Origin of the sequence: Sphingorhabdus buctiana, assembly GCF_042680825.1 — a bacterium.
Taxonomy (GTDB): Bacteria; Pseudomonadota; Alphaproteobacteria; order Sphingomonadales; family Sphingomonadaceae; genus Sphingorhabdus_B; species Sphingorhabdus_B buctiana.
Window position 1 is genome coordinate 101,570 of the sequence record NZ_JBHUEL010000002.1, and the last position, 12,310, is coordinate 113,879.

General features: G+C 61.0%; 10 protein-coding genes and 1 riboswitch. All 10 genes read left to right on the top strand.

The features are described 5' to 3' along the window. Positions 1-2 precede the first annotated feature (2 nt). Positions 3-1,187: an undecaprenyldiphospho-muramoylpentapeptide beta-N-acetylglucosaminyltransferase gene (gene murG / locus ACFSAG_RS00975; RefSeq protein ID WP_381510665.1), complete on the top strand. Its 1,185-nt coding sequence runs from the start codon at positions 3-5 to the stop codon at positions 1,185-1,187. Beyond that, positions 1,184-2,590, top strand: coding sequence for a UDP-N-acetylmuramate--L-alanine ligase (gene murC / locus ACFSAG_RS00980; protein WP_381510667.1), 1,407 nt, complete (start codon positions 1,184-1,186; stop codon positions 2,588-2,590). Before murG ends, murC begins: the two co-directional genes overlap by 4 nt. After that, a complete protein-coding gene (gene murB, locus ACFSAG_RS00985; RefSeq protein ID WP_381510669.1) occupies positions 2,587-3,522 on the top strand; it encodes a UDP-N-acetylmuramate dehydrogenase in 936 nt (311 codons plus the stop codon). The genes murC and murB overlap by 4 nt, the downstream gene beginning before the upstream one ends. Continuing rightward, positions 3,519-4,442 (top strand): D-alanine--D-alanine ligase, encoded by a 924-nt coding sequence (locus ACFSAG_RS00990; protein ID WP_374614558.1) that lies wholly within the window; start codon positions 3,519-3,521, stop codon positions 4,440-4,442. Before murB ends, ACFSAG_RS00990 begins: the two co-directional genes overlap by 4 nt. Then, the gene (locus ACFSAG_RS00995) at positions 4,439-5,362 is read left to right on the top strand and encodes a cell division protein FtsQ/DivIB (protein ID WP_381510670.1); all 924 of its coding nucleotides are present in this window, start codon (positions 4,439-4,441) and stop codon (positions 5,360-5,362) included. The genes ACFSAG_RS00990 and ACFSAG_RS00995 overlap by 4 nt, the downstream gene beginning before the upstream one ends. Continuing rightward, on the top strand, positions 5,359-6,618 hold the full coding sequence (gene ftsA, locus ACFSAG_RS01000; protein ID WP_374615370.1) for a cell division protein FtsA: 1,260 nt from the start codon (positions 5,359-5,361) through the stop codon (positions 6,616-6,618). The genes ACFSAG_RS00995 and ftsA overlap by 4 nt, the downstream gene beginning before the upstream one ends. Before the next feature lie 137 nt (positions 6,619-6,755). Continuing rightward, complete coding sequence (ftsZ, locus tag ACFSAG_RS01005) at positions 6,756-8,234, top strand: cell division protein FtsZ (protein ID WP_381510672.1); 1,479 nt, start codon at positions 6,756-6,758, stop codon at positions 8,232-8,234. Positions 8,235-8,337: 103 nt separating this feature from the next. After that, on the top strand, positions 8,338-10,296 hold the full coding sequence (locus ACFSAG_RS01010) for a hypothetical protein (protein WP_381510674.1): 1,959 nt from the start codon (positions 8,338-8,340) through the stop codon (positions 10,294-10,296). A 41-nt stretch (positions 10,297-10,337) separates the two neighbouring features. Next, positions 10,338-11,504 (top strand): deoxyguanosinetriphosphate triphosphohydrolase, encoded by a 1,167-nt coding sequence (locus tag ACFSAG_RS01015; protein ID WP_381511246.1) that lies wholly within the window; start codon positions 10,338-10,340, stop codon positions 11,502-11,504. After that, the gene (locus ACFSAG_RS01020) at positions 11,501-12,157 is read left to right on the top strand and encodes an NAD(P)H-binding protein (protein ID WP_381510676.1); all 657 of its coding nucleotides are present in this window, start codon (positions 11,501-11,503) and stop codon (positions 12,155-12,157) included. The genes ACFSAG_RS01015 and ACFSAG_RS01020 overlap by 4 nt, the downstream gene beginning before the upstream one ends. Before the next feature lie 35 nt (positions 12,158-12,192). After that, a riboswitch (glycine riboswitch) is annotated at positions 12,193-12,282 on the top strand. Positions 12,283-12,310 lie beyond the last annotated feature (28 nt).

Below are 12,310 nucleotides of genomic sequence, written 5' to 3' on the forward strand. Positions count from 1 at the left end.
GAATGAGCGTATCGCGCAATTTCGTTCTCGCCGCAGGCGGCACTGGCGGCCATATCATCCCGGCCTATGCCTTGGGTGCCGAATTGATGCGCCGCGGGCACCAGATTGCGCTGATTACAGACAATCGCGGATCGACCATTCCCGGCTGCCCCGATCGCATGGAAATGCACATCATGCCCGCAGGGCGCGTTGCAGGCGGGCCGCGCGGTTGGCTCGCGGCGGCGCGCAACATCTGGCGCGGGCGAGCCATGGCGCGAGCGCTGTTCAACGAATTCGATCCGACTGCGGTGGTCGGCTTTGGCGGTTATCCGGCCCTGCCTGCCTTGCTTGCGGCCTTTGCCAACAAGGTGCCCACCGTCATCCATGAACAAAATGCCGTGCTGGGCCGGGTCAACCGCTTGGTGGCAGGCAAGGTGAACGCAATTGCCACTGCCTATCCCGATGTGCAGCGGGTCAAGCCTCGTCACGAAAACAAAGTACATCTGGTAGGCAATCCGGTCCGTGCCGAGGTTATCGCGCTGCGTGACGAGCCATTCCCACCCTTTATCGAGGATGGCGTATTCCGCGTGCTGGTAACGGGTGGTAGCCAGGGCGCCTCGATCCTGTCCGAAGTCGTCCCCGACGCATTGACACGCCTTCCGCTCAACCTGCGCCGCCGCTTGCAGGTTACCCAGCAATGCCGTGCTGAAGATCTGGAAACCGTTCGCAAGACCTATGCCGACCACCAGATACCTGCGCAGCTTGCCACCTATCTGGAAGATTTCCCCGAAAGGCTCGGTTGGTCGCATCTGGTGATCGGGCGGGCAGGGGCATCGACCATTGCCGAACTGACCTGTGCGGGTCGCCCGGCTATCCTGATCCCGCTGCCATCGGCGATGGACAACCACCAGGCGTTCAATGTCAGCGAGATGGTCAAGGCCGGCGGCGCACGTGCAATCAAGCAATCGTCGTTCACCCCGGTCGAGCTTGCCAAGCAGATCCAGAAAATGGCGCTCATCCCGGAAACGCTGGAAAATGCCGCCCGAGCCGCAAAAAGCTGCGGCCGCCCCGATGCGGTGCATGATCTGGCTGATCTGGTGGAATCCTTCGGTCGTGCGCCGCTGATGCAGACGCTGACCACCAAAGAACAAACGGGCCTTGGCTTTGGCGGTGCCGAGCCGGCCCTTGCACGGAAAGCGACTTCATGAAGGGTGTGGGTACCGACATCGGAACCATCCATTTCGTCGGCATCGGCGGCATCGGCATGTCCGGCATTGCCGAGGTGATGCACAATCTTGGCTATTCGGTGCAGGGCAGCGACATTGCCGAGGGCTATGTGATCGAAGGGCTGCGCAGCCGCGGCATCAAGGTTATGATCGGCCATGCCGCTGAAAATCTGGGCGATGCCGCTGTGGTGGTGACGTCGACGGCTGTGAAGCGCGGCAATCCTGAAGTAGAGGCCGCGCTCGAGCGCCGTATTCCGCTGGTCCGACGTGCGGAGATGCTCGCAGAATTGATGCGGCTGAAATACACCGTCGCGGTTGCGGGTACGCATGGCAAGACCACGACGACCTCGCTGATTGCCGCGATGCTCGATGCCGGTGGGCTCGACCCCACCGTGATCAATGGCGGCATCATCAACAATTATGGCTCGAACGCGCGTTTGGGTGACAGCGATTGGATGGTGGTAGAGGCCGACGAGAGCGACGGCAGCTTCCTGCGCCTCGATGGCACGATTGCCGTCGTCACGAATATCGATCCCGAGCATCTCGATCATTATGGCGATTTCGACACGGCCAAGGCGGCCTATATCGAGTTCATCGAAAATGTGCCTTTTTACGGCGTCGCCATCCTTTGCCTCGACCATCCGGAGGTGCAGGCGATCATCCCGCGTATCCGCGATCGTCGCATCCTGACCTATGGCTTCTCGGCACAGGCCGATGTGCGCGCAGACAATGTCCGCCCCGAATTGGGCGGCAACACCTTTGATGTCGTGATCCGCGCGCGCGATGGCAGTAAGAGAGAGATCAAGGATGTCTTCTTGCCGATGTCGGGCCGCCACAATGTGCAGAATGCGCTCGCCGCCATTGCCGTCGGCCTTGAGCGCGGCATGAGCGATGGACAGGTGCAGGCTGGCTTTGCCAAATTTGGCGGGGTCAAACGGCGCTTCACCAAGGTGGGTGAGGTTGATGGCGTCACCATCATCGACGATTATGGCCACCATCCGGTCGAAATCCGCGCCGTACTGTCGGCCGCACGCGAAGGCGTGAAAGGCCGCGTGATTGCGGTGTGCCAGCCGCATCGTTATTCGCGTCTCGGCAATCTGATGGAAGATTTCGCAACCGCCTTCAACGATGCCGATGTGGTCTATGTGACGCCGGTCTATGCAGCAGGTGAAGCACCGGTCGAAGGCGTAAGTAGCGCCGATCTCGTCGGCAAGATCAAGCGACGCGGCCACCATAATGCGCAGGAAATCGACAGCGCCGATGCGCTGGCAAATGAACTTGCAGCGACCACGCGCGAAGGCGACCTTGTCGTTTGTCTGGGTGCGGGCGACATCACCAAATGGGCCGCAGGGCTGGCCGAGGCGATCAGGAAAGCGCGTGCATGAGCGTCTGTTACGCCTTGCCAACGGTGCGCGGAAAGCTGACGCACGATGCGCCGCTGGCGCCGCTTGTCTGGTTCAAGAGCGGCGGCAAGGCCGAATGGCTGTTTGAACCAGCCGACACCAAGGACCTTGCCGATTTCCTCTATGCGCTCGACCCAGCAGTTCCGGTGATGGCACTTGGGCTGGGATCGAACCTCATCGTGCGCGATGGTGGCGTACCGGGCGTTGTGGTCCGTCTGGGCAAGGCTTTTGCGAAGGTCACCAAGGTTGATGACGTGACGCTCGATTGCGGGGCAGGAGCCAGCGGCATCCTCGTTTCCTCGACCGCGCGTGACAATGGCATTGCGGGAATGGAATTCCTGCGCTCAATCCCCGGTACCGTTGGCGGCTTCGTTCGCATGAATGGCGGCGCCTATGGCGGCGAGGTGAAGGACATCCTCGTCGATTGTGATGTGGTCTTGCGCAATGGTGAACTGGTCACCCTGCCGGCCGCACAACTGCAATACAGCTATCGCCACAGCGAACTGCCCGATGGCGCGATCGTAGTTGGCGCGCGTTTTCGTGGGCGCCCCGGTGAACCCGAAGCCATCCAGGCCGAAATGGACCGCATCTCCGCCAGCCGCGAAGCATCGCAGCCGCTGCGTTCGAAAACCGGCGGTTCAACCTTCAAAAACCCGGATGGGCAAAAGGCTTGGCAGTTGGTCGATGAAGCCGGTTGCCGTGGCCTCCAGATCGGTAGCGCGCAGGTTTCAGAAAAGCACACCAACTTCCTCATCAACACCGGCGATGCCACCAGTGCCGATATCGAGGAACTGGGCGAGGAAGTGCGTCGCCGCGTGAAAGCAAAATCGGGCGTTGATCTGCATTGGGAAATTCAACGCGTAGGCGTTTACGCCGAAGCGTCAAACAATGAACGAGTAGGGAATGCGAAGTGAGTGAGCCGATCCATGTTGCAGTCCTCATGGGTGGCTGGTCGAACGAACGGCCGGTGTCGCTGATGAGCGGCAATGGCGTTGCCGATGCGCTCGAAAAGGTGGGCTACAAGGTCAGCCGCGTCGATATGGACCGCAATGTTGCGCAGGTGCTTGCCGGATTGCGACCTGATGTCGTGTTCAACGCGCTCCACGGCGTTCCGGGCGAAGATGGCAGCGTGCAGGGCATGCTCGACCTGATGGGCATCAAATATACCCATAGCGGCATGGTCACTTCGGTAATTGCTATCGACAAGGAATTGACCAAGCAGCGGCTGGTCCCAGCCGGCATCCCGATGCCCAAAGGTACGATTGTCGAGAGCGAAAGCCTTTATGCCGGTGATCCGCTGCCGCGCCCCTATGTGCTGAAGCCAGTCAATGAAGGTAGCTCGGTGGGCGTTGCCATCGTCAAGGCCGACGGGAATTACGGAAACCCGATCTCCCGCGATGCCATAGGGCCTTGGCAGGAATTTGATACGCTGCTCGCCGAACCTTTCATCAAGGGGCGCGAATTGACCGTCGCGGTGCTCGGCGGAAAACCGCTTTGCGTGACAGAGCTGAAGCCCAAGAGCGGCTTTTACGATTTCGATGCCAAATATACCGATGGCCTCACCGAACATGTCTGCCCGGCGGAAATCCCGCAGGATATTGCCGATTACATGATGGAGCTGGCGCAGCGCGCGCACGAACTTCTCGGTTGCAAGGGGGCATCGCGCACCGATTTCCGATGGGATGATGAACTGGGCCGCGACGGCGTGTTCGTGCTTGAAACCAATACCCAGCCGGGCATGACGCCTTTGAGCCTCGTTCCCGAACAGGCCAAGCAGATGGGTATCAGCTATGAACAGCTTGTCGATATCCTTGTGAAGGAGGCGCTTGCATGAAGACGGCAACTGCCCGCAAGGCACCTGCCAAGGCACGCAAGGCTGCACCGCGCAAGAAGGTGCGGCAGGTCGGCATCATGGACCGGCTGCTGCGCATCCTGCCTTTCACCGAAGAGGATATCCAGCGCGCGCTGACCTGGGGCGTGCTCGCCATCTTGTTGTTGATCGCGCTTATCGTCGCCAACTGGTTTGGCGTGCCGCAGGCGGCTTACCAGCAATATGCGCAGGTCGCGGCCAAAGCGGGATTTGAGGTCAAGCGCGTCGAGATTACCGGCATGGATCGGGTCGACCAGCTCAAGGTGTATGACATCGTGCTCGCCGAAAAGGACCGGGCCATGCCGCTGGTCGATATCGACAAGATCCGCACCGACCTTATCGAATATGGCTGGATCAAGGATGTCCGCGTAACCCGCCGCTTGCCCGATACGCTGGTCGTCGACATCATTGAACGCAAACCGACGGCGGTCTGGCACCGCAATGGTGTTTATTCGCTGATCGATGAAAAGGGCGTCGAACTCGAAAAGATTTCGCGGGCCGAAATTGGCGCGTTGCCGATCATCAACGGCGAAGGGGCCAACCGGCAGGTCGTGGCGCTCGCCAAGCTGCTCGATAGCGCGCAGTCGCTCAAGGATCAGGTCGTGGGTGCAAGCTGGGTGGGCAACCGCCGCTGGGATCTACGCTTCAAGACCGGGGAGACGCTGTCGCTTCCCGAAGGCGACAATCTGGCGGCGCAGGCTCTGGTGAACTTTACCCGCATGGATGGCGTGCACCGCTTGCTGGGCCGCGACATCATTCATTTCGACCTGCGCGATCCGGAACGGGCCTATATGCGCCGCGCCGCAAAGGAAAAGCCGGTCCAGATCGAAAAACAGGACGAGAAGCCCTCTGCCGAGGCCGGAACAGGTGGGGTTTCGGCCTGATGGCGGTGCGCTACGAAAAGATCATTTCCACGTTAGATATCGGGTCGTCCAAAGTTTCCGCGCTGATTGCCGGGGTAGATGAGGGCGGTACGCTGCACATCCTTGGCACTGGCCAGCGGGAGAGCAAGGGCGTTGTCCGCGGATGCATTGCCGACATGCAATTGGCCGAACTTTCGGTTCGCCATGCGGTCGAACAGGCAGAGCGGATTGCCGGCATAAACATCGACCGGGTGTGGCTTGGCATGTCGGCCGGCGGGCTTGATAGCCTGTTGTCGCCCGTAGAAATCGATCTGGGCGGGGACAAGGTCGAACAGGCGGATATTGACGACCTGCTCACCGCAGGACGCACCAATATCGACACACGCGGCAAGGTCGTGCTGCACGTCAGCCCGACGCTCTATGCGCTCGATGGCAATGCCGGGGTCGCGAACCCGCTCGGGCTCTATGCCGACCGTGTCGGAGTGGAAATCCACGCGGTGCTGGCCGATCCTTCGCCGGTCCGCAATCTCGACATGACGGCGCGCGCATCGCATCTGGGTGTCGACGCCATTGTCGCATCGCCTGTGGCTGCCGGGCTTGCCTGCCTCAGCGCCGAAGAACGCGAATTGGGCGTGGCGATGGTCGAAATGGGCGCCGCAATCACCAACGTTTCGGTCTTCATCGGCGGCATGCTGGCGGGGCTGGTGACGCTCAACCACGGCGGTGCGGATATCACTGATGAGATCGCTTCGGTCTTCGGCATCCGTCGGGCAGAGGCGGAGCGGCTGAAATGCTTCCATGGTTCTGCCATCACGTCGCCGCGCGACCATCAGGAAAGCCTCGACGTCGGCGCGCCGGGCGATACCAGCCAGGCCGAACGGCCCAAAATCACCCGCGCGCAGTTGAATGCGATCATCTCGCAGCGCATCGATACCATGGTCGTCGATATCGGCCGTGCGCTTAAGGAAATGGGCTTTTCCAACCCGGGCAGGCACCACATCGTGCTGACCGGCGGCGGGGCCGAATTGAAGGGTCTTGCAGACCACATGCAGGCCGCACTCGGTCGTACGGTGCGTGTCGGCCGACCGACCGAACTACCAGGGCTGCCCGATGCCCATTCAGGGCCGGCATTTTCGACCATGGCCGGGCTTGCGCTCTACGCAAATTCGAACCCATCCGATCTCCGTTTGGGGCTGCAAGGCTCTGATAGTGCGATGAAAACACAGAATGCAGGGGTATTCGCCCGTATCCTGCAGGCGATCAGAGAGAACCTCTAGCCCGATCGCAAGAACAACCCGCAGCCTGTGGGTAACTTTTACGTGTTTTGCTCTCAATTTTGTGCCACAAGACACAGTTAACGGGGGTTTTTGGACTTCTTTTACTTATGCCTGACCGGCCAAGGGAGTGAATGGGAATGAGCATCAACATCGGTCCGCCAATCGTCGATGAACTGAAGCCTAAAATTGCAGTCATCGGTGTGGGCGGAGCAGGGGGCAACGCGATCGCGAACATGATCGGCGCACGCGTCGAGGGTGTCGATTTTGTTGTGGCCAATACCGACGCACAGGCGCTCAATGCGTCTCCCGCCGAATACCGTATCCAGCTTGGCCCTGATATCACGCAAGGTCTTGGTGCAGGCTCGCGTCCGGAAGTTGGCCGTGCAGCGGCCGAAGAGACCATCGAGCAGGTGAAGCAGGCGCTGCAAGGCGCGCATATGTGTTTCATCGCGGCTGGTATGGGCGGCGGCACCGGCACCGGTGCGGCACCTGTGATCGCGCGCGCTGCGCGTGAAATGAACATCCTGACCGTCGGCGTCGTGACCAAGCCCTTCCTGTTCGAAGGCTCGCGCCGCATGCGCTCTGCAGAATCGGGCATTGCCGAGCTGCAACAGCATGTCGACACGCTGATCGTCATTCCGAACCAGAACCTGTTCCTGGTCGCCAATCCGAACACGACCTTCAAGGAAGCGTTCCTGCTCGCGGACGAAGTCTTGCAGCAGGGTGTGCGTGGCATCACCGACCTGATGGTTATGCCCGGCCTCATCAACCTCGACTTTGCCGACGTGCGTTCGGTAATGCACGAAATGGGCAAGGCGATGATGGGCACCGGCGAAGCCGAAGGCGATGGCCGCGCTCTTGAAGCCGCTGAAAAAGCGATTGCCAACCCGCTGCTCGACGGTGTGTCGATGCAGGGTGCGCGCGGCGTCATTATCTCGATCACCGGCGGCGAAGATATGCGCCTGATGGAAGTCGACGAAGCCGCGAACCATATTCGCGAACTGGTCGATCCCGATGCCAACATCATCTGGGGTTCGGCGTTCAACGAAAATCTCAACGGCAAGATCCGCGTCTCGGTCGTCGCCACTGGTATCGATCAGGATGCGCAGGCTGCAGTGCAGCCGCCGCGTTCCTATGCGTTCGACAGCCGCCCGGCCACCCCGCTCGGCGGGTTTGCAACGCCGCCCGTAGCTGCAGAGCCAGAGCCGGTGGTTGAAGAGCCGCTCGAACTTTCCGAACCTGAACAAGAGGCTGCACCCGAAGCGGAATATTCGGAAAGCCCGGCGTTCGATTATCAGGAAGAAGCTGCGTCGGACGATGATGGCGTTCTCGATCTCTCCGAACCGGCGGCTGAAGAAGCGCCGCTCGAACTCGGTGAATCGCATGTCGAACCGGAACAGCACTTTGCCGAACCCGAACCGGCCCCTGCGCCAAGTTTTGGCACTTCGGCCCCGGAACCAACGCCCGCTCCGCGCGTTTCAACCGGCGGCGGTACGCTGTTTGAGCGCATGTCGAACCTGTCGCGCGGACTGACGCGTGGCAATGATGAGCCGGAAGATGATAATGCAGGGGGCGTTAACATCCCCCGCTTTCTCGACCGTCAAAGCAATAGCTGATTAAAACGCGCCGGAACGCCGCTTGTCGAGCATGCGGCACAATCCGGCGCGCTTTGCCGCGTATCGATTGCAATTTTGCCCCGCGCACCACATTTGCGGCCCGATGATGCATAAACAACGGGTCTCGCTATCCTTCGCGCTCGCGCTTGCCCTGGCAGCCCCGATTGTGGCCCAGGATGCAGACGAAAGCGTGTTGGACCAGTTCGAACAGGCCAAACCGCAAGTCAAACCTGCCTATGACTCGCCGGCTTCGGTCGAGTTGCGCGATGCTGTGCGCCGCATGGCGATGCGCCCGACCGATCCGGTCGCGCTGACCGATGCGGGCCTTGCCTCGTTGAAACTGGGCGATGCCGCTGCGGCGCTCAACTTCTTTACCCGTGCGAACAGCATCCAGCCGGGCAATTCGCGGACCATTGCCGGTATGGGTTCGGCGATGGTGCGCACCGAAAACCCCTTTGAAGCTCTTCGCTATTTCGATGATGCGGTCCGTTTGGGTGCATCCGAACGGTCGATCGCGCTCGATCGCGCACTGGCGTTTGACCTTTTGGGCAATTTTGCCCGCGCGCAGCAGGATTACCAGTTGGCGCGCAGCTATGGCCAAAGCGATGACCTGACGCGCCGTTATGCCATGTCATTGTCGATGGCAGGTAAGGCAAATGAGGCCGACGCCATGTTGCTGCCCTTGCTGCAGCGCAATGATCCGGAGGCGTGGCGCGCCCGGTCGATGATGCTCGCAGCGCGCGGCAACATCAAGGAAGCGGTGCAGATTGCCGAGGGCTTCCTCGCGCCCGATGCTGCCCGCCGGATGGAGGGTTTCCTCCGCCAAATGCCACGGATGACCGACGCACAGCGCGCCGCCGCGATGCATTTCGGCCATTTCCCGGTCGGTCGGATCGGTGAAGACAGCGCCGAGATCAAACAGGTGGCTGCGGCCACCGGCGTCACCAAGGTGGCCAGCGCCGCGACCGGGCAGGACAGGCTGATCCCTTCAGGCCAGCCGCTCGGCGGAACAAGCAAGAAGCCCGCAGCCAACAAAAAAGAAGAGAAAAAGCCCGCGCAACGCGAACAGCGTGTCGCCAGCAATGGGGCTGCGCCCGGCTTCTCGACCTCGACCGCGCAGCAAAAGGTTGAGGAAGCGGCAAAGGCAAAACCTGTTGTGCTGGCTTCGGCGCAATTGCCGCCGCCAGACCGGGCACGTCCGCCGGTTCGCATCATCCTGCCGGGTAGCAGCGCGCCAGCAACCAACCAGCCAAGCGCAGCTGCCACCGAGCCGCCGCGTATAGCCGTGAATAACATTCCGGCTCCTGCCACGCCTGCCTCTGCCCCGCGCAATGCCCTTGAACAGGCGGCGCAGCGCCAGCAGCAGGTCACGACGCCGGCCGCAACGACAAGCCAACCGCAACCGGCACCCGAAACGACCAAGCCCGTAATCGTGCCGCCGCCGGCAGAAACTCGCATGGCCGAAAATGTGAGGGTGGAGACGGCGCCTCCGCCCGCCGCCCAACCGGTTCAAACGCCGATGGTAACCGAAGCGGCTCCGCCCGCCTCGTCCAACGTTCCGGCGCAAAATCCGGTGCAGCCAAGCCAGCCTGTCCGCACAGCATCTTTTGATCTGGATTCGATCGTCCAGTCGATCGAGATTCCCGAAAGCGAGCAAAAGCCGACGGTCGCACCGGTGGACTTGAAAGCAATCCAGAAAACCCAAGCCAAGGTCGATCCGGCAAAGACAGCCGCTGCGGCCAAGGATCCGAAAACCGGCAAAGCTAAAGTCGAGCCAAAGGCACCGCCGCAACCTGCGCGCATCTGGGTGCAGGTCGCGACGGGTGCCGAAGCCGCATTGGGTGCCGATTTCCGACGCTTTGCCAAGAAATCGCCTGAGCTGTTCAAGGGCAAAGAGGGCTGGACCTCGGTCTGGGGCAAATCGAGCCGCCTGTTGGTTGGCCCCTTTGCCAATGCCAATGCTGCCAAGAAATGGGACGCCGATTATCGCAAGGCGGGCGGCAGCAGCTTTGTCTGGAACAGCGAAAACGGCACCGTCGTCAAGAAACTGGGTGCCAAATAGCGGCTGGTTTTGTCGACGCCTCTGGTGCAAAGCGCATGGCCATGCATAGCCGCGCACCATTTGCCTGCAATCCTGAAACCAGCCGCGGAAGGCTCCATTCCGAACCGGGTGGGGAAGCGCGCGGCCCGCGCAACATTTTCCAGCGCGACCGCGACCGGATTATCCATTCGATTGCCTTTCGCCGCCTGCGCTACAAAACACAGGTGTTCATCGCGCCGGATGGCGATCATTACCGTGTCCGCCTGACCCACAGCCTTGAAGTCGCGCAAATCGGCCGCACCATTGCGCGTGCGCTGGGGCTCGACGAGGACCTGACCGAGGCGCTGTGCCTTGCCCATGATATCGGCCATCCGCCCTTTGGCCATGCGGGTGAAGATGCCCTCGAAGCTGCGATGGCGCCTTATGGCGGCTTTGATCATAATGCGCAGACGCTGCGAACCCTCTCCAAGCTTGAAAGCCCTTATCCGCTTTGGCCCGGCCTCAACCTCAGTTGGGAATTGATGGAAGGCCTCGCCAAGCATAACGGACCGGTGCATGATCCCAATTGGGCGCTGCGCGAAATCGATGGCGCGTTCCCACTCGGGCTTTCCCAATTCGCCTCGCTTGAGGCGCAGATTGCGGCGATTTCGGACGATATTGCCTATGATAATCACGATATCGACGATGGCATCCGTGCTGGCCTTTTGACGCTCGACCAGTTGCTCGAGCTGCCCTTTGTCGAGCAGCGCTGGCGCGCAATTTGCGATCGCTATCCGGGTGCGAAGCATGAAGCGCTGTTGCGCGAGTTGATCCGCGAGCAGATTGGCGTGATGGTCAATGATGTGATCGAAACGACCAAGGCGCGCATCGCTGCCGCGGGTATCGAAACCGCCGATGATGTGCGTGCGGCTGGTCGTACAATTGGCGGATTTTCCGATGAACTGGCTGAACGCGAACGTACATTGAAAGCGTTCATGTACGCCAATCTCTATCACTACCCGACGCAATTGGCCGCTGCGGAACGCGCTGCGACCATCGTTTCGGACTTGTTCAACGCCTATTGCAATGATGCGCAGCTTTTGCCGCAGGAATGGCGCGATAGTCTGCCCGAGGAGCAACCGGCGCGCGCACGCCATATCGGGGATTTCCTTGCCGGGATGACTGATCGGTTTGCGATGAACTGCCACCGTGAAATTTTCGGCGGGCAGATGGAGGGGCCGGGCAAATGAAGAAGGTCGTGATAGCAGGTGCAACCGGTCTGGTCGGCAAGCAGCTTGTCGTCGATCTGGCGGGGCAGGAAGGGGTGGAAACCCACATCATCGTCCGCCGCAAGCCGGAAAGGGTGCCAGCAGGCGTGATCGTGCATGAGGCGCCGTCCGCCGATTGGGCCGCCGAAGTTGCAGCGATCAAGGCTGACGTCGCCATATCTTGCCTAGGCACGACGATGAAGATTGCAGGCTCGAAAGCCGCTTTCCGCGCGGTCGACTTTGATTTGGTGGCGGCCTTTGCACAGGCTGCAAAACAGACCGGTGCCAGACATATGATCGCGGTCTCCTCGGTCGGCGCTTCCGATAAATCCGCCAATTTCTACCTAAAGACCAAGGGCGAAGCCGAAGCAGCGATGGCGCAGGCCGGCTTTGACCGTGTGGATTTCCTCCGCCCCGGTTTGCTCACCGGTGGGGAACGCCCCGAAAGCCGGCCGGGGGAGAGCGTGGCAATCATGCTGGCGCCGCTGACCGACCTACTAATGGTAGGCGGGCTAAGCCGCTATCGCTCTATTCCGGCGCCCGTCGTGGCGCAGGCGATTGCCAATCTGGCGCTTGCGGGCGGGCAGGGCAGACATATCCACGAAAATGATGCGATCCGCGCGCTCGCCGGTTGACTCTCGGGCGACCAAAAGCCAAGGCCGACTCAGTCGCTGACGAAACGGGAGAGTGCGGGGGAAACCTCGCCGCCGAAGGAGCAACCGCCCCGGAATCTCTCAGGCAAAAGGACCGTTTTGGCTTTTGCGACACTCTGGAAAGCGTCCCGTGCA

Excerpts from the sequence above, each read along its gene's own strand:
- murG (WP_381510665.1), top strand. The coding sequence starts at position 3 with ATGAGCGTATCGCGCAATTTCGTTCTCGCCGCAGGCGGCACTGGCGGC.
- murC (WP_381510667.1), top strand. The coding sequence starts at position 1,184 with ATGAAGGGTGTGGGTACCGACATCGGAACCATCCATTTCGTCGGCATC.
- murB (WP_381510669.1), top strand. The coding sequence starts at position 2,587 with ATGAGCGTCTGTTACGCCTTGCCAACGGTGCGCGGAAAGCTGACGCAC.
- ACFSAG_RS00995 (WP_381510670.1), top strand. The coding sequence starts at position 4,439 with ATGAAGACGGCAACTGCCCGCAAGGCACCTGCCAAGGCACGCAAGGCT.
- ftsZ (WP_381510672.1), top strand. The coding sequence starts at position 6,756 with ATGAGCATCAACATCGGTCCGCCAATCGTCGATGAACTGAAGCCTAAA.
- ACFSAG_RS01010 (WP_381510674.1), top strand. The coding sequence starts at position 8,338 with ATGATGCATAAACAACGGGTCTCGCTATCCTTCGCGCTCGCGCTTGCC.
- ACFSAG_RS01015 (WP_381511246.1), top strand. The coding sequence starts at position 10,338 with ATGCATAGCCGCGCACCATTTGCCTGCAATCCTGAAACCAGCCGCGGA.
- ACFSAG_RS01020 (WP_381510676.1), top strand. The coding sequence starts at position 11,501 with ATGAAGAAGGTCGTGATAGCAGGTGCAACCGGTCTGGTCGGCAAGCAG.